The 21,501-nt window shown below is 35.1% G+C and carries 22 protein-coding genes; 14 read left to right on the top strand and 8 right to left on the bottom strand.

The window, feature by feature from the left end; all coding sequences use genetic code 11:
- Window positions 1–118 precede the first annotated feature (118 nt).
- The 9 genes from GOQ24_RS02430 to trpA all read left to right on the top strand — a co-directional run bounded on the left by GOQ24_RS02430 (window position 119) and on the right by trpA (window position 9,006).
- A complete protein-coding gene (locus tag GOQ24_RS02430; protein WP_155090753.1) occupies window positions 119–907 on the top strand; it encodes a lipopolysaccharide kinase InaA family protein in 789 nt (262 codons plus the stop codon).
- A gap of 373 nt (window positions 908–1,280) precedes the next feature.
- Window positions 1,281–2,237, top strand: a complete 957-nt coding sequence (locus GOQ24_RS02425) for a carbohydrate kinase family protein (protein ID WP_155090752.1) — start codon at window positions 1,281–1,283, stop codon at window positions 2,235–2,237.
- 460 nt (window positions 2,238–2,697) lie between these two features.
- Window positions 2,698–4,086, top strand: a complete 1,389-nt coding sequence (locus GOQ24_RS02420) for an anthranilate synthase component I family protein (RefSeq protein ID WP_155090751.1) — start codon at window positions 2,698–2,700, stop codon at window positions 4,084–4,086.
- Window positions 4,087–4,088: 2 nt separating this feature from the next.
- Complete coding sequence (locus tag GOQ24_RS02415) at window positions 4,089–4,649, top strand: anthranilate synthase component II (RefSeq protein WP_155090750.1); 561 nt, start codon at window positions 4,089–4,091, stop codon at window positions 4,647–4,649.
- A gap of 4 nt (window positions 4,650–4,653) precedes the next feature.
- Window positions 4,654–5,643, top strand: a complete 990-nt coding sequence (gene trpD / locus GOQ24_RS02410; RefSeq protein WP_155090749.1) for an anthranilate phosphoribosyltransferase — start codon at window positions 4,654–4,656, stop codon at window positions 5,641–5,643.
- The gene (gene trpC / locus GOQ24_RS02405; RefSeq protein ID WP_160339035.1) at window positions 5,640–6,431 is read left to right on the top strand and encodes an indole-3-glycerol phosphate synthase TrpC; all 792 of its coding nucleotides are present in this window, start codon (window positions 5,640–5,642) and stop codon (window positions 6,429–6,431) included. The genes trpD and trpC overlap by 4 nt, the downstream gene beginning before the upstream one ends.
- Entirely contained in the window at window positions 6,428–7,060 is a 633-nt protein-coding gene (locus tag GOQ24_RS02400) for a phosphoribosylanthranilate isomerase (protein ID WP_155090747.1), read from the top strand. Before trpC ends, GOQ24_RS02400 begins: the two co-directional genes overlap by 4 nt.
- Window positions 7,047–8,237, top strand: coding sequence for a tryptophan synthase subunit beta (trpB, locus tag GOQ24_RS02395; RefSeq protein WP_155090746.1), 1,191 nt, complete (start codon window positions 7,047–7,049; stop codon window positions 8,235–8,237). Before GOQ24_RS02400 ends, trpB begins: the two co-directional genes overlap by 14 nt.
- Entirely contained in the window at window positions 8,227–9,006 is a 780-nt protein-coding gene (gene trpA, locus GOQ24_RS02390; protein ID WP_155090745.1) for a tryptophan synthase subunit alpha, read from the top strand. Before trpB ends, trpA begins: the two co-directional genes overlap by 11 nt.
- Window positions 9,007–9,157: 151 nt before the next feature.
- On the opposite strand, the gene GOQ24_RS02385 is transcribed toward trpA, so the two are convergent.
- The 4 genes from GOQ24_RS02385 to GOQ24_RS02370 form a co-directional block, all read right to left on the bottom strand.
- The gene (locus GOQ24_RS02385; protein ID WP_155090744.1) at window positions 9,158–9,289 is read right to left on the bottom strand and encodes a FeoB-associated Cys-rich membrane protein; all 132 of its coding nucleotides are present in this window, start codon (window positions 9,287–9,289) and stop codon (window positions 9,158–9,160) included.
- Between the two features lie 7 nt (window positions 9,290–9,296).
- The gene (feoB, locus tag GOQ24_RS02380) at window positions 9,297–11,405 is read right to left on the bottom strand and encodes a ferrous iron transport protein B (RefSeq protein ID WP_155090743.1); all 2,109 of its coding nucleotides are present in this window, start codon (window positions 11,403–11,405) and stop codon (window positions 9,297–9,299) included.
- Between the two features lie 45 nt (window positions 11,406–11,450).
- Window positions 11,451–11,678 carry a ferrous iron transport protein A gene (locus GOQ24_RS02375; RefSeq protein WP_160339034.1) on the bottom strand — a complete coding sequence of 76 codons (228 nt, stop codon included), beginning with the start codon at window positions 11,676–11,678 and terminating at the stop codon, window positions 11,451–11,453.
- A gap of 335 nt (window positions 11,679–12,013) precedes the next feature.
- Window positions 12,014–12,724 carry an SCO family protein gene (locus GOQ24_RS02370; protein WP_155090741.1) on the bottom strand — a complete coding sequence of 237 codons (711 nt, stop codon included), beginning with the start codon at window positions 12,722–12,724 and terminating at the stop codon, window positions 12,014–12,016.
- A gap of 159 nt (window positions 12,725–12,883) precedes the next feature.
- Between GOQ24_RS02370 and GOQ24_RS02365 the strand changes: the two genes are divergently transcribed.
- Window positions 12,884–14,953 (top strand): M13 family metallopeptidase, encoded by a 2,070-nt coding sequence (locus GOQ24_RS02365; RefSeq protein WP_155090740.1) that lies wholly within the window; start codon window positions 12,884–12,886, stop codon window positions 14,951–14,953.
- A 57-nt stretch (window positions 14,954–15,010) separates the two neighbouring features.
- Here the strand turns inward: GOQ24_RS02365 and GOQ24_RS02360 are convergent, their stop codons facing one another.
- Window positions 15,011–16,600, bottom strand: coding sequence for a S41 family peptidase (locus GOQ24_RS02360; RefSeq protein WP_155090739.1), 1,590 nt, complete (start codon window positions 16,598–16,600; stop codon window positions 15,011–15,013).
- A gap of 8 nt (window positions 16,601–16,608) precedes the next feature.
- Window positions 16,609–17,037, bottom strand: a complete 429-nt coding sequence (locus tag GOQ24_RS02355; protein WP_155090738.1) for a deoxycytidylate deaminase — start codon at window positions 17,035–17,037, stop codon at window positions 16,609–16,611.
- Window positions 17,038–17,247: 210 nt separating this feature from the next.
- Here GOQ24_RS02355 and GOQ24_RS02350 point away from each other — a divergent pair, with 210 nt between their 5' ends.
- On the top strand, window positions 17,248–17,676 hold the full coding sequence (locus GOQ24_RS02350) for a TerB family tellurite resistance protein (RefSeq protein WP_155090737.1): 429 nt from the start codon (window positions 17,248–17,250) through the stop codon (window positions 17,674–17,676).
- A gap of 66 nt (window positions 17,677–17,742) precedes the next feature.
- On the opposite strand, the gene fbp is transcribed toward GOQ24_RS02350, so the two are convergent.
- Complete coding sequence (gene fbp / locus GOQ24_RS02345) at window positions 17,743–18,759, bottom strand: class 1 fructose-bisphosphatase (RefSeq protein ID WP_155090736.1); 1,017 nt, start codon at window positions 18,757–18,759, stop codon at window positions 17,743–17,745.
- A gap of 96 nt (window positions 18,760–18,855) precedes the next feature.
- On the opposite strand from fbp, the gene GOQ24_RS02340 reads away from it, so the two are divergent.
- Window positions 18,856–19,326, top strand: coding sequence for a GNAT family N-acetyltransferase (locus GOQ24_RS02340; protein WP_155090735.1), 471 nt, complete (start codon window positions 18,856–18,858; stop codon window positions 19,324–19,326).
- 3 nt (window positions 19,327–19,329) lie between these two features.
- A complete protein-coding gene (locus GOQ24_RS02335; RefSeq protein ID WP_155090734.1) occupies window positions 19,330–20,583 on the top strand; it encodes an aspartate kinase in 1,254 nt (417 codons plus the stop codon).
- A gap of 47 nt (window positions 20,584–20,630) precedes the next feature.
- On the opposite strand, the gene GOQ24_RS02330 is transcribed toward GOQ24_RS02335, so the two are convergent.
- Window positions 20,631–20,831 (bottom strand): hypothetical protein, encoded by a 201-nt coding sequence (locus GOQ24_RS02330; protein ID WP_155090733.1) that lies wholly within the window; start codon window positions 20,829–20,831, stop codon window positions 20,631–20,633.
- Between the two features lie 208 nt (window positions 20,832–21,039).
- On the opposite strand from GOQ24_RS02330, the gene GOQ24_RS02325 reads away from it, so the two are divergent.
- Window positions 21,040–21,489 carry a GNAT family N-acetyltransferase gene (locus GOQ24_RS02325; RefSeq protein WP_155090732.1) on the top strand — a complete coding sequence of 150 codons (450 nt, stop codon included), beginning with the start codon at window positions 21,040–21,042 and terminating at the stop codon, window positions 21,487–21,489.
- Window positions 21,490–21,501 lie beyond the last annotated feature (12 nt).

Here is a 21,501-nt window from a genome sequence, read left to right as displayed (position 1 = left end):
AATCAAACATTCAAACAAACACAAACCATTGATAACAAACAACGTAAGGAAAACCATATTAAAATAGAGTTTCTCAAAATCTATTTAACTTTACTCTACAATTGTAACTACTTTTACTATGAAACATTTAAGAGTAAGTGCGATAATACATCCCCAATATCAAAATCTAAAAGAAGAAATAACAAAAATTATCAACGCCTATGACGAAATAAATACATGCATCTATAATGGATCAAGAAATTCCATCAAACTTGCGACACTCTCGAACGGACAAAAAATAGCAATCAAATCATTTAAAATCCCAAACATAATCAATAGATATGTTTATAAACTCATACGAAAACCAAAAGGTTTAAGGTCTTATGAACACTCTGAAAGATTAAATGAATTGGGAATAAATAGCCCTCAAGCAATTGCCTATTTTGAATACACTACAAATCTAACTTTGAGAAACTCTTTTTATGTATCAGAATACGTTGATGCAGAATTAACGTATAGAGATTTGTTACTGCAGTCAGAAAATCCCAATAGAGAAAAAATCCTAAAAGAATTTATAGACTTTACGTACCAACTTCATGAAAAAAAAGTGAAATTCCTTGACCACTCACCTGGTAACACGTTAATCAAGCAAAATGAAGACGGTACTTTTAGCTTCTACTTAGTAGACGTAAATAGGATGAAGTTCAATAAAGAAATGAACTTTACTAAGCGCATGAAAAACCTATCTCATTTGACGACCAATATTGATGATATAGAAAAAATGGCTTCTCACTATGCCCATTTAATTGGAAAAAACTCCTTTGATGTATTTCTTCGCCTATGGTTAGAAACCATAAAATTTCAATTTAGATTTTACAAAAAGAAAGACTTGAAAAACAAGATCAAGAAAATGTATTATCACGAATAAAAAAACAGGCTGTTCACGTAAAACTTGAACAGCCTTCTTTATATAATATGCTCACTTGAGAACTCAAACTATGTCAACCTTATAAAATTCCACTATCACAAGGTATATAGATGACAGATTACTATAATAGTTTAATCGGGAATCTATGCACTTTTATCAATCTTTTTACCCTCCATTTCTCAAAAACATTCCTTTCTATAATGGTAACACAACTACACTCCTAACTAAGAGCTTTACAAGAAGCTAAGATATTGACAGTAAGAAATCAACAATAATAAGAGTTAAAATAATTACTTAGAATTAAAGTTTCCATATTATAGAAATAGCGCCAAAGTCGTATATTAGACCTTATAAAATAAAAATAATCAATACTATGATCCAAAAGAATTCCTCTCCTATTGCAGTAAGTTTCGGTGAAGTCTTATGGGATATATTTCCCACATACAAAAGAATTGGAGGAGCTCCTTTAAATGTGGTATATCACTTAAGAAAATTTGGTATAGAAACCCATATTATAACTAAAATCGGCGATGATGATTTAGGTAACAAAATATTAAAACACATACAGGATAACCAAATTTCCTCTGACAATGTTCAACGAGATTCAACGTATAGAACAGGAACAGTCTTTGCTACTTTTGATGATCACAATGAGGCTAACTACGACTTTTTAGAAAATAGTGCTTGGGACTATATTGATTTAGAAGAAAAAACAATCAACCTTGTTAAGCGTTCAGATGTATTCATCTTTGGGTCTATAGCAAGTAGATCAGCTAAAAGTCGAAACACACTGACTCAATTAATAGAGGTTGCGAACTACAAAGTTTTTGATATCAACCTAAGACCTCCCCATTATGACTTGAAATTTGTAATGGAAATGATGAAAAAAGCCAACCTCATCAAGATGAATAATGCGGAGTTGGAAATTATCCTAAACGAGCTAGATAAAACATTCACGACAGAAGAAGAAAGCATCACTTTTATCCACGAATATTTTAAATGTGAAGAAATTATTATTTCTAAAGGTGCCAAAGGTGGAATTTACAGCGATACAAAATCACTTTATAGATTTCCAGCAATTGAAATAGTCATCCGCGACACCGTAGGCAGTGGAGATGCATTCTTAGCAGGATTATTAGCAGAGAAATTAAAATCAAATACCCCTATTACGTTTTTAAAGAAAGGGGCAACATTAGGTGCATTCATAACCTCTCACACTGGAGCATGCCCAGAATATGAAATAGATGACTTCACTACATTCTATGATGAAAATATCTATTTAGATGAAGAAATAAAAGTTTCTCCACTAAAAGAAGAAGACCCTTCCTAATAATTTTTTATAAAAAAGGGTACAGTATATTATTTTTTTAATACATTAGCATACACATTCAATAAAAATGAACATGAAATTATTTAATACAAATTGGTGGTGGCAAATGAAATCCGATAATGGGTTCAGTTGGTTATACCTTGTATTAAAGTAATTATCTTATACTAAAAATAATATTACATTAATATATAGCCTACTGGTAACCCCAGTAGGCTTTTTTTATTTAACACCCTTTCAACAAAAAACAGAAGAACAAATACTTATTAAACTTAAGAATCATGATTCATTTATTTATCAATACAAACTGGTGGTGGTTAACTAATTCCAAAGTGGGATTCGGTTGGCTATATAGTACAGTGTAGAAAGGTAAATAAAGACAAATAAAAAACTTACACTATTAGAAAAGGCCTACTGGGAATCCAGTAGGCCTTTTTTGTTTAATTCACAATAACTGCAACAGATGAAACTTACAATTAACTATCAAAAACTTATTGGTGATACTTATACACCAGTTGAACTTTATCTTAAACTAAGAGATAAATACCCTCACAGTTTTCTACTGGAAAGCTCTGATTACAGCTCAAATGAGAATAGTTTTTCCTACATAGGTTTAGCTCCTATTGCTTCATACATAGCTGATGAAGATAAAACAAGTATAACTTATATTGACGGAAGTACAAGATCATTCAACACGAGAGAAAGTGAAGTAACTACCGAACTGAATCACTTCAGACAAAGTATTGAAATAACTAATAAAGCTAAAGTCGAATTTCTAAACACAGGACTGTTTGGTTATACGTCTTATGATAGCATTCCCTTGTTTGAGTCCATTTCATTCAAACCAACAGTCAAAAACACACCGTTAATTCAATATCATTTCTTTAAGTATGTCCTTGTTTTTAATCACTACAATACAGAACTGTACTTGGTAGAACACCTCAGCGAAGGTGAATCGTCACAACTGTCCAACCTATTTGAACTAATCAATGGACAGAAGCCGACTTCGTTTCCATTCTCTGCAACCCAAACAGAATCAACAACGAACACAGAGGAAGAATTTTTAGAATTAATTGAAAAAGGAAAACAACACTGTTTCAGAGGAGATGTATTTCAATTAGTACTTTCTCGTCAGTTTAAACAGAAATTCAGTGGAGATGAATTCAATGTGTATCGCGCATTGAGATCCATAAATCCATCTCCTTACCTATTCTACTTTGACTATGGTAATTTCAAAATATTTGGTTCATCTCCAGAGGCACAATTGGTTATACGAAACAACAAAGCTTACATACACCCTATAGCAGGCACCTTTAAGCGAACTGGAGATTTAGCAAAAGACCAAGAATTAGCAAAAGCACTATCCCTTGATCCAAAAGAAAATGCTGAACACATCATGCTTGTAGATTTAGCCAGAAATGACCTGAGCAAACACAGTCAAAAAGTAAATATTGAAAAATTAAAACACGTAGAATACTATTCCCACGTAATACATTTAGTTTCAAAGGTCAGTGGTGAACTACAGTCCGATTTTAATCCTATAGAAATATTCAAAGACACATTCCCTGCTGGTACTCTGTCTGGAGCTCCTAAATATAAAGCGATGGAACTCATAGATCAATATGAAAACACCAACAGAGGACTGTATGGAGGAGCTGTTGGAGTAATTAAACTAAATGGAGAGATGAATCAAGCTATCTACATTCGATCCATTCTCAGTCAAGACAATGAATTACAATTTCAAGCGGGATGTGGCATAGTAACAAAGTCAAATACACAATCCGAATTAGAAGAAATAAACAACAAACTTAGAGCAATACGAACCGCTATTATAAAAGCACAAGAACTATAATCATGAAAATACTTGTAATAGATAATTATGACTCCTTCGTCTACAACCTAATCTACTTAATCAAAGAATTTGGCGAACACCAAATAGACATCAAGCGAAACGACGAATTAGATATAAGTGCAATCCAACAATATGACAAAATACTGCTTTCACCTGGACCAGGTATCCCTGAAGAAGCAGGTCAACTCATGGAGGTAATAACTAAATATGCACACACAAAAGATATATTGGGAATATGTCTCGGCCACCAAGCTTTAGGACAATACTTTGGTATGCAACTAACACAACTACCTACACCACTGCATGGAATCTCCAGTACGATCAATATTGTAGCAGAGGACAAACTATTTGACGGACTAACCAATGCGTTTCCTATTGCACATTATCATTCGTGGGTTGTAGATACTCCGACAGAAGATATAGAAGTATTAGCCTACGATGGCCAAGGAAACATCACAGCATTTAGACATAGAGATTATCCCATCAGAGGATTGCAATTTCACCCAGAATCAATACTGACTATAACAGGAAAGCAAATTATAAACAACTGGTTAAAAAAATAAAAGGATGAAAGAAATACTCAATCAATTGACACACCATAAAACCTTGAGCAAGGCTCAAGCCAAAGAGGTACTATATAACATGGTTAACCGAGCTTATTCAGACATGCAATTAGCGGCTTTATTGACAACGTTCTTAATGCGTCCAATAACATTAGAGGAGTTAAAAGGATTCAGAGAAGCTATGGTCGAATTGGCAATCAAAGTTAATTTAAGTGAATTCAACCCTATGGATATGTGTGGCACAGGAGGAGATGGCAAAGACACTTTTAATATCTCTACCCTTGCCTCTTTTGTTGTTGCAGGTGCGGGAATACCAGTAGCAAAACACGGAAATTATGGAGTTTCTTCCATCTCAGGTTCTTCAAGTGTAATGGAGAATTTAGGTATACACTTTAAATCATCTGAAGAAGATTTAAAAAAACAGCTAAAAGAAGCGAACATTTGCTTTCTTCACGCCCCTTTATTTCATCCTGCCATGAAAGAAATTGCTCCAATACGCAAAGCCTTAGGGGTCAAAACTTTCTTCAATATGTTAGGCCCCTTAACGAACCCTGCTCAACCCAAAGTACAACTTATTGGATTATTCAACCTTGAGCTACTGCGTATGTATCAATACTTTTTACAACAAGAACAAACACAATACAGTATTGTACACTCTCTTGATGGCTACGACGAATGTAGCTTAACCTCTCAGTGCAAGATAGCTACCAACACAGGAGAGCGAATCATTGATGCTTCGCATTTTGATCTAAGCGCAATAAAACAGCATGACATCAAAGGAGGAAATACAGTAGAAGAATCTGCACTCATCTTTTGGACAATCTTAAAAGGAAAAGGAACAACACAACAAAGCAATGTCGTCTTAGCTAATGCAGCATTGGCCATACAGACCTACTACCCTAAATTGACTATAACAGAAGCAATGGAACGAGCAAAAGACTCCCTGTTCACAGGTAAAGCAAAACAATCTTTTGAAATACTGAGACAACTATGAAAAATATACTTGATACAATCAAAGCACAAAAAAAACGAGAAGTCGAACACCGAAAAGCATTAATAACTGAGTTAGAATTACAAAACAGACCGCTCTTTCACAGAGAAGGAATATCCTTGGTAGATAAAATAAAAAGGGAACATACTCCTCACATTATAGCTGAATTTAAGAGACAATCCCCTTCCAAGGGTATCATTAGACCAAATGCCGATTTGCTAAACATCACGACGGGATATCAGAGAGAAGGAGCTTCTGCTATCTCTGTTTTAAACGATTCACAATTCTTCGGTGCACAATCAGATGACTTTAGTACAGCAAGAGTAACATTAAACGTACCACTGCTTCAAAAAGACTTTATCGTCGATAAATATCAAATTACAGAGGCGAAATCTTTAGGGGCTGATGTGATACTCCTAATAGCTAAATTACTTCCACCAGAGGTCATAAAACAGCTAACAGATTATGCACATCAACTCGGATTAGAAGTCTTGTTAGAAACTCACAGTGAAACAGAAATAAGAGAACATCTCTCCACAGAGTTTGATCTGATTGGAATCAACAATAGGGACTTAAACACTTTCTCGGTAGACATTGACAATAGCGTTGCCCTAAGTCAATTGCTTCCCAACAAAGCAATTAAAATAGCTGAAAGTGGTATAGATAATGCCAGCACAATTAGCAAGTTATACCAACAAGGTTTTTCGGCCTTTCTAATTGGAGAATACTTTATGAGAGCTCCTGAACCAGCAATAAAACTAAGAGAAACCAAACAAGCATTAGCACTATGAATCAAGTAAAAGTTTGCGGTCTGAAGTACAAAGAAAACATACAAGAACTAACTTCTTTGCCAATTGACTATATGGGGTTTATCTTTTATCCTTCATCCAAGAGATATGCAGGTAATCTCGATACAACCCTACTAAGCGACATACCATCGACTATAAAAAAGGTTGGAGTGTTCGTCAATGCAAAGCTCAGCGAGATACAAGACATAGTGACGTTGTACTGCCTGGACTATATACAGTTACACGGAGCAGAAACAGTAGAAGATTGCAATTACTTTTATCAACAAAATATACCTATAATCAAAGCCTTTGCAATAACAGACACTTTTGATTTCAAGCAAACAGCACCTTACGAAAAATACTGTTCCCTATTTGTATTCGATACCGCTTGTAAACAATACGGAGGAAGTGGAAAAAGTTTCGACTGGACTATACTTCAATCCTATAACGGAAAGACACCTTTCCTTCTTAGCGGAGGGTTGGGATTGCAGAATATCAAAGAAGCACTAAAAATAACACATAAGCAACTAATCGGTTTTGACCTAAATAGTCAACTGGAAACCGAAATTGCTCTCAAAGATTGCAAACAGATACAAACAATAACGAATATCATAAAACATGAAACACTTTAATCCAGATGAAAAAGGATACTATGGTCAATACGGTGGTGCCTTTATTCCAGAAATGCTACAAGCTAATATCATAGAGTTACAAGAACACTACCTAACTATCATAAAAGACGAGTCCTTCATAGTAGAATATCAACAATTGCTAAAAGATTATGTAGGTAGACCTACCCCTTTGTTTTACTCTAATAACTTGTCAAAACAGTACAATGCCAAAATATATCTCAAGAGAGAAGACCTCAACCATACTGGAGCACATAAAATAAACAACACCATCGGTCAAATACTCTTAGCCAAAAGACTAAACAAAAAACGTATCATCGCGGAAACTGGAGCGGGGCAACATGGAGTGGCAACAGCGACAACATGTGCCTTATTGGGTTTAGAATGTACTGTATTTATGGGGGCCGTAGACATAGAAAGACAAAAGCCGAACGTAGAACGCATGAAAATGCTCGGTGCTGAAGTTGTACCAGCACTAAGTGGTAGTCAAACACTTAAAGATGCAACAAATGAAGCTATACGAGAATGGATAAACAACCCAAAAGATACACACTATGTCATAGGTTCTGTTGTAGGACCTCATCCCTATCCCGATATGGTGGCTAAATTTCAATCTATAATCAGCGAAGAAATTGCCAAACAATTAATGGAAAAAGAAAATACTGACAAACCTGACTATGTCATTGCATGCGTTGGAGGAGGTAGTAATGCTATGGGGGCTTTCTACCACTTTATAGATAACGGCCATACTAAACTAATTGCTGTTGAAGCCGCAGGAAAAGGAGTAGATACAGAAGAAACCGCAGCCAGTATCACCTTGGGGCAAAAGGGTATTATACACGGTAGCATGACTTACTTAATGCAGACCGCAGACGGTCAGATTATCGAACCCTACTCTATCTCGGCAGGATTAGACTATCCTGGAATAGGTCCTGCGCATGCTTACTTAAGCGATATAGGCAAAGTAACAGTAGAAGCGGTGACCGATGAGGAAGCTATACAAGCCGCCTTTCACTTGACAAAGACAGATGGCATAATCCCTGCCCTTGAATCGGCACATGCACTTGCTATTTTAGAAAAGGTAAAATTCAACCCATCTGATATTGTTGTTGTCAATGTATCAGGGCGAGGAGACAAAGACATGCTCACTTATTCAAAATACTTTACTCATGAAAAATAGAATCACACAATTATTCAAACGAAAAGACAAAGAGATCTTATCTATCTACTTTACCGCAGGATACCCTAACTTAGATAATACCACGACTATATTAACTCACTTGGAACAAGCAGGAGTAGATTTGGTAGAAATAGGTATTCCGTATTCCGACCCTTTAGCAGATGGGCCAACTATACAGAAAAGTGGACAAATAGCTTTAGACAATGGAATGACACTTCAAATACTCTTTGAACAACTTAAAAACATTCGCGAAACAGTTCAAATTCCAATTGTACTCATGGGGTATCTCAATCCCATTCTACAATATGGAGTAAACAATTTTTTGCAACAGTGTGCCGTCCTTGGAGTAGACGGTATTATAGTTCCAGACTTACCTATGGAATACTACAAACAACATTTTGAAGAAGCATGCCATACGCTTAATATCAGTAATATTATGCTGATTAGCAATGAAACTTCACAAGAACGCATCAGACAAATCGACCAATGTACAACGGGTTTTATCTATATGGTATCATCGAATAGTATCACAGGTGCAAACAAAGACCTGAATACTCAAACGGATTACTACAGTCGAATTCAACAAAACAAACTAAACAATCCAACTTTAATCGGATTCAATATACACAATAACGATACTTATAAACTCAGTTGTCAATATAGTTCAGGAGCAATCATTGGATCTGCTTTTGTCAAGCATATAACAGCAAATGGTATCGCTCAAAATAGTATCAATAATTTTACTAATCAAATTAAAAACAACAACTAAATGCAAAACACGATTTCCCTATAATGTCTATAAGAAGGGTTTAAGACTGTATTATATAATTTATACAACACTTCTAAGAAATCCTTGAGTTATGACAAAAAGAAAAAGGCAGTCAACATAGACTGCCTTTTGATTATCTCTCGTTTGTGAATTAGGAACAACCGCAGCTACCCCCACCACAAGAACCTTTTTTCTTAGAGTTATTCTTCCAAAAACTCTTTTTGATCAAATAGCCTACCGCAATAATTAAAAAAGCATAAGCTATAATTTCTTGATATCCCATCGTGATTTTACTTTAATAGTTGGAATGTTAACATTGCTGCAAAATAAGCAAACGCTGTCAGGAAAACTAATTGAAATATTGTCCACTTCCATGACTTCGTTTCTCTTCTTGTGATAGCAACCGTAGAGGCACATTGCATTGCAAAGGCATAGAATACCATCAAAGACAGACCACTGGCTAAAGTGAACACTGGCTTTCCTGTATCTGGCCATACTTCTGCACTCATTCGTTGCTTAATAGTACCATCTTCATCTTCTTCGCCACTTGAGCCTACATTGTATATTGTAGCAAGTGTTCCCACAAACACCTCTCTTGCGACAAAGGATGTAATCACCGCTATACCAATTTTCCAATCATAACCTAAAGGTTTAATAACTGGTTCAATTGATTTACCAATAATACCAATATACGAATTTTCTAATTTATATCCCTCGATATGATCTTCTAAGTCAGTTTCAGAAACCTCTTGCCCTTTGTACTGTTCAGTTACAATTTCCTCAGCGTTCTCAAAACGTTCACCAGGTCCATGAGCCCCTAAAAACCAAATAATGATAGATAAAAAGAAAATAATCTTTCCTGCTCCCAATACGAATGCCTTTGTTTTCTCATACATGGTACTAACTACATTCTGAAAAATAGGAACTCTATACTCAGGCATTTCAATCACAAAATACGATTTAGCCGAAGAGCGAATAAAGAACTTCAACACCCAAGCTAAGAACAAGGCCGAAAGGAATCCCAACAGATAAAACAACGTCAAAGTCAACGCTTGTAAACTAAGGAAACCAAACAAATGTGTATCTGGAATCACTAACGCAATCAATATAATGTATACTGGTATTCTCGCAGAACAAGTTGTCAATGGCGTTACTAAAATAGTTAGCAAACGCTCTTTTGGGTTCTCGATATTACGAGCAGACATAATTGCAGGAATCGCACAAGCATTTCCTGAAATTAATGGCACAACAGACTTACCACTCAATCCAAAAGGACGCATTAGTCTGTCCATTAGAAATACAACTCTACTCATGTATCCCGTTTCTTCTAAAATCGAAATAAACATAAATAAAATGGCAATTTGAGGAATGAAAGGCATTATCCCACCAATACCAGGTACGATACCGTCCGCAATTAAGTCAGTAAGTTTCCCCGGCTCCATCACTTCGTGTACCCAAGTAGATAAATTGGCAAACTGATTATCGATCCAGTCCATTGGATAACTTGACCAAGTAAAAATCGCTTGGAATACTAAAAGCATAATAGCAAAGAAGATTACATATCCCCAAACTTTATGCGTTAATACCCTATCCGCCTTACTCAACAAATCAGTAGCTTGTTTAATATCTTTCTTATAAACTTCTTTCAGTAAGTCATTGATAAACTGATAGCGTTTAATTGTTTTCTTTTGTTGAAGTCTTTTTACCTCAGATTCACTTAGGTGAATCCCCTTTTCTTCCAAAGACGCCTTAGTTAACTTACCAATCTTTAAATCTTGAGAATACACCATCCACAATTTGTAAATAGGTTCTGCTGGATAGGTCAAAGCTAACTTACCGAAGAAGTCAGAATCAGCAGCAGTAGCATTCACTGAAGGTTCAATAGAGTATTCCCTATAGTTGCCAATAGCTGTCTTTAAATCATCAATACCTTGTTTTTTCTTCGCACTGATTAAAACAACTTTCGTTTTTAATTTTTCTTCTAATTTCTGGATATCTAATGTAATTCCCTTTTCAGACATACGATCTGCCATATTAATAGCTAAGACTGTAGGGATACCTAATTCCTTTACTTGCGTAAATAGAAGTAGGTTTCGCTTGAGGTTTTCAATATCTGCGACAACAACAGCTACATCAGGAAAGTCTTCGTGTTGTGGGTTAAAGAGTAAATCTAATACAATGCGTTCATCTAATGAGCTTGCATTGATACTATAAGTACCTGGCAAATCGATAATCTTAGCATTAACGTCATCTGTTAACTTAGCTACACCGCTAATTTTATCAACTGTTATACCTGGATAATTCCCAATCTTGTGATTCAATCCTGTCAAGGCATTAAACACAGAAGTTTTCCCTACGTTTGGATTACCAATTAGGGCAACATTTACATTATTTTTCATCAAATACTCTTCGTTATAAAAACAATAAGAAAAAGAGGCTACTCTTTATTCAATATCAATCAGAATTTCCTTTGCTAACTCTTTTCTAATCGATAGATGTGTATCATTTACACACAAGTAGATTGGATCTCCTAAAGGAGCAACTTCCAACAATACCACCTCATTTCCAGGTAGGCATCCCATTTCTAATAACTTCAAAGGAACATTTTGCATATCGTAGTCAGCAATGATACCTTTTGTGTTTTTTTGCAATAAGTCTAAAGTCGTACTCACTTTATTTAGATTTAGTTTATATTGCAAAAATAAACAAATATCAAAACTTATCCCATTAGTTATAAAAGTTTTATTATTAGAATTGATACTAAATCAAACATCTATACCTCAGTTTAAGTAATAGTAAAGGATTTCAAAGAAAATAGAAAAATACACTTTTCAATTATTCTACCACACGATTTACTACAAAACACAGCTGACCAAGCAGTAAAGTAGGCAAGAAGTATCGTTTTTGACCATTATTATACCCTTCTATTGGCTATTATACAAAAAAAGAGGAGCTCGATGGAGCTCCTCTTACTATACTAACAAATAAAGTAACTAAACTGTATTCTCTACTTTTTCTCTTTTTTCTCATTTTCATATAGCCACTGAATATCTTCCCATAGCTCTTGCATATTCTTACTCTCAGGGTCTTTGGTATCAAAATTAGTTCCGTCATAAAAACCTCGTATACTGCCCTCACTATCAACTAAAATAAAATTCTCTGTGTGAACCATATCATACAATTCTTCTGTTGACCCAGTTTTTACAGCTAAATAAGAATTTCGGGCAATAAAGTAAATATCTCTTTTATCTCCAGTAACCAGATTCCATATATCGTCATTCACACCTTTATCCAGTGCATATTGCTTCAATACAGGAACAGAGTCAATATCTGGAGTAACCGTATGCGACAATAACTTAACGCCCGGTAAATCTTTAATTTTATCTTGTAACCAGACCATATTATCCCCCATAATAGGGCAAATAGTAGGACAAGTAGTAAAAAAGAAATCGGCGACATAAATATGGCCCAAATAATCTTTATTTGTAATAGTATCTCCATTCTGATTAACGAATTTGAAAGGAGCAATACGATGCGTTCTCTTATTAGCTTGATGTTGAATCAAACTATCTACCATCTCAGGATTTACCATTGAAGGGGTGTACACTGGAAGTGACTTTCTTGTTTTCAATGCAGAATAAAACATGACCATTATTCCTGCGCATAAAAGGAAGAAGAAAAGGAAGAACAATCTGTATTTTTTAAAGAAATCGAACATATCATTTGAGTTTGTACAAACTTACAAATTCAAAGGTATAAATTGGTTAAAGTCTTTATAAATACATTAGTTACAAATAAATTTGACAAAAAAAATATAAACCAAAGATATTTTCTATTTTTGTTACAATATCTTTAAAAACGAAAACTATTTTATACTATGAACAAAAAAGTATTGTTGACTTCTGCGTTTGCTATAGCAACCTTAGTAGCTTGCAAAGACGGCAAAAAAGCTGACGAGTCAAAAAACCAAGAGAATCACGGTATCACATTAGAGTATATGGATACATTAGTAAAACCTGGTGATGACTTCTTTCGTTATGTAAACGGTACTTGGTATGACCAAACTGAAATTCCAAGTGATAGAACAAGATGGGGAAGCTTTGACGAATTGAGAAAAAACACAGACAAAGACGCTTTGGCAATCTTAGACGAAGCTGCTAAAAATCACAACCTTGATTCAAAATCTGATCAAGCGAAGGCTGTTGCAGTTTACGAAACATACTTAGATGAAGCGACAAGAAACAAATTAGGAGTAGATCCATTAAAACCTTACTTAGATAAAATTAACGCAATTGCTACAGCAAAAGACGTTACAAAATTTATCAACGACCTTGCTGATGAGGGTGGTTTAGGATTCTATTCTTCATATGTATACGCTGATGCCAAAGACTCAAAAGCAAATACAATTTACGTTAGCCTTGGTAGTTTAGGCCTACCTGACCGTGACTATTACTTAGAGGATAGCGAAGATATGAAGACGAAACGCGAACAATATGTTGCTCACGTTACTCGTATGTTATCAATGATCACAGCTGATAGTAAACAAGCTGAAGAAGAAGCAAAACTTGTTTTAGCTTTAGAAACAAAAATGGCAGAACCTCGTTTGACAAGAGTTGAAAGAAGAGATAGCCGTCTTACTTACAACCCAATGACGATTGCAGAACTTCAAAAAGTATTGCCTATCGTAGATTGGACAGCTTACTTTGAAGCTAAAGGATTAAAGAATATTGATAAAGTTGTGGTTTCACAACCAAAATACATGAAAGCGCTAAACAATATTCTTGCTGACAAGAATATCAGCAGCATTAAAGCTTATTTAAAATGGACTTTAATTAACAGCAATGCATCTTACCTTTCTACTGAGATAGAAAAAGCTAACTGGGAGTTCTATTCAAAAACACTTGAAGGTGCAAAAGAACAAAGACCTGTAGAGGAAAGAGCATTAGCAGTTGTTAACGGTACTGTTGGAGAAGCATTAGGGCAATTGTACGTAGAGAAAAAGTTCCCTGCTGAAGCTAAAGCTAAAGCACAAGCAATGATTAAAAATGTACTGACAGCTTTTGGTGAGCGCATCAAGGCTTTACCTTGGATGGCAGAAGAAACTAAAAAAGGGGCATTAGAAAAATTAGCTACAACGACTGTAAAAATTGGTTATCCTGACAAATGGGAAGACTATTCTGCAATGGTAATCAAATCACCTGCTGAAGGAGGAAATCACTTCGACAATATGAAAAATGCAGAGAGATGGGAAGTAATGAAAAACAATGCTGATTATGGACAACCAGTTGATAAATCACGTTGGGGGATGTCTCCTCAAACAGTGAATGCATATTTCAATCCAATCTATAATGAGATTGTATTCCCTGCAGCTATTCTTCAACCTCCATTCTATGACTACAAAGCAGACGAAGCTATCAACTACGGTGGTATTGGTGCTGTAATCGGGCATGAGATTTCTCATAGTTTCGACGATTCTGGTGCTCGATATGACAAAGATGGTAACTTAAACAACTGGTGGACTGATGCTGATTTAGAGCAATTCACAACATTAGGAAACAAACTTGCGGCACAATACAGTGCATTAGAGCCATTACCAGGAGTATTTGTTGATGGTAAATTTACATTAGGAGAAAACATCGGAGACTTAGGTGGTGTAAATGCTGCTTATGACGGTTTACAAATCTATCTTAAAGAAGAAGGTAATCATCCTGGAAATATTGACGGATTCACACCAGAACAACGTTTCTTTATTTCATGGGGAACTATTTGGAGAACGAAAGCTCGTGATGAAGCGATCAAAAACCAAGTAAAAACTGACCCACATGCTCCAGGACATTATAGAGCTTATGTTCCTCTACAAAATGTTGATGCTTTTTACCAAGCATTCGATATCAAAGAAGGAGACAAACTTTACATCAAACCTGAAGAAAGAGTAAAAATTTGGTAATCCCAAAATGTGATCATAAAGAAAAGGAGGACTTAATGTCCTCCTTTTTTTGTATTCTTACTCTACGTTATTCCTAATAAGCTTATCGACTTTCTCTAACATATCATCGCTTTTAATCAACCATCTATAATAGTTTTCTTCGTCGAATAGTTGATTCAAAAATTCAGCTGTGATATAGTGTTTTACTAACTCTTTTCTCCTATCTAATTTAAAGTATAGTTTATTTTGTTCGAGGTGTTTTATAAAGCGATTGTAAAGTCGATTGTCATTCATAACAAAATCTATTAATGATTCCGAACTCATTTGCTCATAAGCTAATCGATCTTTATCTATTTGCTCGAAGACAAAATAACTCGTGATTCCAGACCTCATCAACATAATGGTTGTATCTTCACCATGCTTCCCTTTAATGGGAATAAATACATCTGGTACAATTCCTCCACCTCCATATACAATTCGACCTTTAAGGGTTTTAAACTGTAAACTATCAGCAACCTTAATACTATCAGAGGCATACAACTCTCCGTGTGTGTACCTTGCCCTTAAATCATTATTGTATTCCTCTATGCCATTCTTATATGGTTTTTGAATTGACCGCCCAGAAGGTGTATAATACCTTGCTGTTGTTAATCTAATTGCCGAACCATCCCCTAACATTAACTCTCTTTGCACTAATCCCTTTCCAAAGGTTCTACGCCCAACCACAACACCTCTGTCATTATCTTGTATAGCTCCGGCAATAATCTCACTGGCAGAAGCACTACTTTCATTAACTAAAACATAAATGGGTTTATCTCTAAAAAGTCCTTTGCCTTTTGCATACGTTACTTTTTCAACTCCTCCTTTATTTACCGTCTTGACAATAACTTGTCCCTCATCTAATAAATCATCTAATATCTTGATAGACTGGTCTAAATAGCCACCACCATTATTCCTAACGTCGAGAATAAGCCCTTCGATGTTCTTGTTCAACAACTCTTTTAGCTTAGTATTAAACTCCGTATACGTAGTACTGGAAAAGCGATTTAACTTGATGTAACCATAATTATTATCGAGTTTAAGAGCAACATCCACACTCTTCAATGGAATGACATTGCGAGCTAAAGAAATAGCTAATTCTTCATTGGTTTTCTTTCTATAAACAGACAATACCGCTTTCGTATTTTCCTCTCCCCTTAATCGATCAGTAATAGTGTCATTTGTAACTTGTTTGCCAAACAATTTATAACCATCCACAGCTAATATTCTATCTCCAGCCATAATACCTGCTTTTAGAGCAGGTCCATCTGCAACACTTTTAATAACAGCAATTGAATCGCGATAGAAATAATAGTTTATACCAATTCCTACAAAACTTCCCTGCATAGATTCAGAAACACTTTTCATTTGTTCATTCGCAATGTAAACAGAGTGTGGGTCAAGCTGTTCTAAAATATTGGTAACCGTTTTATCAACAATAGAATCTGTATCGACTTTATCAACATATTCTTGTTCAATAAAGTCAATGAGTCTATTTAATTTCAGCTTATTGTGATTAGTAAAATAAACGCCTTTGGCACGATAAGAAGCAGACGTAATGAATCCTCCCAAGAGAATACCTAAGGACAGTGAAATAGTAATGATAAGAGGCCAAAAAAACTTTTTCATTTAATACATTAATCAAGTTCAGCAATCTGGAGGACTTCTACACCTGCTTTCTCTAAAAAGTGAACTCCTTCTAAATCCTTATACCCTTCAAGGTAAACAACTCTTTTAATACCTGCTTGATGAATCAATTTACTACAGTCACGACAAGGAGACATCGTGATATAAAGTGTCGCATCTTGACAACTTTGAGTAGATCGAGCAACTTTTAATATTGCATTGGCTTCAGCATGTAATACATACCAAAAGGTAGCGTCGTTTCCATCTTCACAACAATTATCAAAACCACTTGGCGTACCGTTATATCCATCGGAAATTATCATGCGATCTTTTACAATGATAGCTCCTACCTTTTTTCGTTTACAATAAGATAGTTGTCCCCATTCCTTAGCCATTTTTAGGTAGGCCTTGTCATATTTTGTAATCTTAGGATTGCTCATATCGTTTTTTAATTGTGTTTCTGAGTTTTAAACAAGTTAAACAAAAATACATATAAGTTTGCTATTTACTTTAGTATTCTATTTTCAAATTAGAGGCATTACATTATTGATAAACCATCGACTATATTTTTATTTTAAATTAACAATTAATAAAAATAATTTCACTAATTTACTATACAAAGAATATTAACAACCAAATAATTCAATAAGATGGCATACTCAGATTTGTTTGATACGGGATTTAAAGACCGCAACAGAGGCCATTTTGCCTCGATAGTAAGAGTGGCATTTGCCAATGGAAACTTTAGTATTGAAGAAAAGAAGTTTATAGATCAATTAGCTGATCGCTTAGAGATCTCCGAGGACGATTATATCAAAATCTTGGAAAACCCTGAAAAGTTTCCTGTCAATCCTCCCTATTTAGAAATTCACAGGATTGAGCGATTATACGATTTGGCAAGAATGGTTTACGTTGACCATGTACTCGGTAAGAAGCAAAAGGATATTTTGAAGAAATTCGCAGTGGCTTTAGGCTTTACTACTGAAGTAGATTACCTTGTTGACAAAGCTTTATCGCTTTTAGTATTAGACGTTGATTTAGAAACTTTTATCTACGAAATTAAAAGCTTAAAGAGATAATGACAACAAAGGCGATTCACTAAAAGTGAATCGCCTTTGTTGTTATTATCTTTATAAAACTCCTCCTTATATTTGAGGATACTGTGCCATAAATTCTTCTGCCTTCTCGACCATGTTCTTACTTCCACAAAAGAAAGGAACACGCTGATGAAGTTCAGTAGGTTCAATATCCATGATGCGATTATATCCATCAGAAGCTTTACCTCCAGCTTGCTCAACGATATATGCAATTGGATTACACTCGTACAACAATCTCAACTTTCCTTTCGGCGCTTTTGTACTTGTTGGGTAAATATAAATACCTCCTTTGAGAATGTTACGGTGAATATCTGATACTAAACTACCGATATAACGAGATGTATAAGGTCTATCGTTTTCTTCTGCTTGGCAGTACTTAATATAATCCTTTACTCCTTGAGGGAAGTGTACGTAGTTTCCTTCGTTAATAGAATAAATGTGACCATCTTGACTGATGCTCATATTAGGATGTGACAAATAGAATGTACCGATTGCAGGGTTCAGTGTAAAGCCATTTACCCCGTTTCCTGTTGTATACACTAACATAGTAGATGAACCGTAAACAATATAACCTGCAGCAACTTGATTTGATCCTTTTTGTAAGAAATCTTCTTGCGTAACAGGCGTACCAATTGGTGTAACACGTCTATAAATTGAAAATATTGTACCCACAGAAACGTTTACATCAATATTTGAAGAACCGTCAAGAGGATCCATAAGTACAACATACTTATTGTCGTTTCCTCCATTTTTCCCTTTAATTGCAATGAAATCATCTTCTTCTTCCGAGGCAATTCCACATACAATTTCTCTGTTTATCAAAGTTTTAATAAAAACCTCGTTTGCATAAACATCTAATTTCTGTTGTTGCTCACCTTGTACATTTTGTTTTCCAAAAGCACCTACGATGTCAACTAAACCTGCTTGATTTACTTGGTGACTTACGACCTTGGCAGCTAATCGTAGAGAATTAATTAATCTTGTAAACTCACCCGAAGAATATTTAAAATCTTCTTGTTTATCAATAATGAACTCTCCTAAAGTCTGGTTTCTTTCTGTTGTCATTTTAAAAATGATTCTTAGTTGTGTCTTTAATTCTGCAAATATCGTTAATTTTGTTATTCTACAGAACTAATAACCAAACTAAAATCAAATAAAACCATGAACATTAGAAAAGCTATCGCTACAGATATGCCTCGTGTATTAGAACTAATACAAGAACTTGCCTTTTATGAGAAAGAACCTGAAGCAGTAGTATTGACAGTGGATGATTTAGTCAGAGATGGTTTTGGTGAACGTCCGCTTTTCGAAGCTATTGTCGCTGAAGTGAATGACGAAATAATCGGCATAGCACTTTATTATAATCGATATTCCACGTGGAAGGGAAAGACAATCCACTTAGAGGATTTAATTGTCAGCAAAGACCACAGGGGAACTGGTGCAGGCAAAGCACTTTATAATGAGGTAATGAAAATCGCTAAAGTGCAAGGGGTAAGAAGAGTGGAATGGGTCGTTCTAAATTGGAATACACCTGCTATTGAATTTTATGAAAAATCAGGTGCTACCGTATTAGAAGATTGGTACACTGTACAAATGAATGAGAACGGAATAAATAATATTATCAAACAGTAATCCATGAGGGTATTCAAATTTGGGGGAGCCTCAGTACGCGATGCAGAAAATGTAAAAAACGTTTGTCGTGTATTACAGACAGTAGGCTACAAAGATAGCCTTATCGTTGCCTCAGCAATGGGGAAAACAACAAATGCACTGGAAGTAGTGGTTCACAATTATTTCCAAAATCGCTTTGACTTAGCTGAATCAGTAGAAGTAGTAAAAAAATATCACTTCGACATAGTAAACGAACTATTTACGGACAAAGAACACCAAGTATTTGTGCGATTGAAAGAGCTTTTCGATTCGATTACTTATTTCTTGTTAAACAACAAATCACCAAACTACAATTTCGTTTACGATCAAATTGTAAGCTACGGTGAAATAATCTCCACCACAATACTCCACTTTTATCTACAAGAATGCGGCATAACAAACAAGTGGATTGATGCCCGTAACGCACTAAAAACGGACACTGTTTATCGAGATGCCAATGTGAATTGGGACATAACAGTAGAAAATATTAAACGAGAAATAAACACTGATGACTTGTGTATCACACAAGGTTTTATAGGATCGGATTACAATGGATTCTCGACTACTCTTGGTCGAGAAGGATCTGATTATTCTGCAGCTATTTTTGCTTATGCGTTAGAAGCGCAAAGTGTGACCATTTGGAAAGATGTTCCTGGTGTATTAAATGCTGATCCTCGCTATTTTGAAGATACCACATTATTACAGCATATTTCTTACCAAGAAGCTATAGAGTTAGCCTTCTATGGTGCATCAGTGATTCATCCAAAAACGTTACAACCTCTTCGACAAAAAGAGATTCCATTATATGTCAAGTCTTTTCTGAACCCGACTTTGGCGGGAACTAATGTCTCGAAAGGGGCACCTTTAACTCCGCAAGTTCCTTGTTTTATTGTCAAGAAAAATCAATTGTTAATCTCGCTTTCATCTAAGGACTTCTCTTTCATCATGGAACAGAATATCAGTGATATATTCAAACTCTTTTGTGAATACAATATCAAGGTGAATGTAATTCAAAACTCCGCAATTAGCTTCTCGGTATGCGTAGAGGATAAGTTTAATCACTTTGAGGATTTAAGACTTCGATTAGTCAATGATTACAAAGTAAGCTATAACGAGAATGTATCTTTGTATACCGTAAGACACTTTGACAATAACTCTGCCGAGCGAATCCTAACAGGAAAAACACTATTACTCAAACAAGTAAATAGAGAAACAATGCAGATTGTCACTAAAGAATAAAAATAAGGGAGCTCTATGGGGCTCCCTCAATATATCAATTAAACAATTTAAAACTCTTGATGTGTCTTAGTGATAAGGTGAAGAATTAGAATATCAACTAATACAGTGATACATAACGCGCCATAAAATATAGGGTCTTTAAGATAACATGCATAATCTCTAATGCAAACAGTACTACTTAGGAAATAGAACTTATAAAAACCGTAAAATACCATTGAGGTAATCAGTGTGTAAACTACATACTTCATCGCAATTGTTTTTAAAGTTATTCTGATAAAATTACCTCAACAAAAAAACAACAACAATAAGATAATCAAACAATTACAATAAAATCATTCTACAATCAAAGTTATCGTCAACTGTAGTTTACATCATCTACTGCAACACAATCAGCAGGCGCTCTACCTTACTTTCAAAAACCTGTAACTTTACACCAATAAATTTATCGCTACAACTATGCTAAATATTATCCGAACAGATGCAACAAACGAAGATTTCATCAATCTAACCAAAGAGTTAGACGACTACTTAAAGACAACTGATGGAGATGAACACGACTTCTTTGATCAATACAACAAATTGGATCAGATTAATCATGTCATTATTATCTATTTCGACAATATTGCAATAGGTTGTGGAGCTATAAAGCCCTATGACCAGCATACTATAGAAATAAAAAGAATGTATACCAAACCAAACGCACGAGGAAAAGGTGTTGCCTCTACTATACTAACCGAATTAGAAAAATGGAGTAAAGCGCTGGGCTATTCGCGTTGTATTCTCGAAATGGGTAAACGTCAAACACAAGCTGAAATACTCTACCGAAAAAACAATTATACACTAATTCCGAACTATGGTCAATACCAAGAAATTGAAAGTAGTATTTGTTTTGAAAAAACGCTATAAGAAGATAGTCTT

This window comes from Myroides sp. LoEW2-1 (genome assembly GCF_009767705.1).
Taxonomy (GTDB): domain Bacteria; phylum Bacteroidota; class Bacteroidia; order Flavobacteriales; family Flavobacteriaceae; genus Flavobacterium; species Flavobacterium album_A.
Note: the sequence above shows the minus strand (reverse complement) of the source record. Positions and strands in the feature narration are given on the sequence as shown.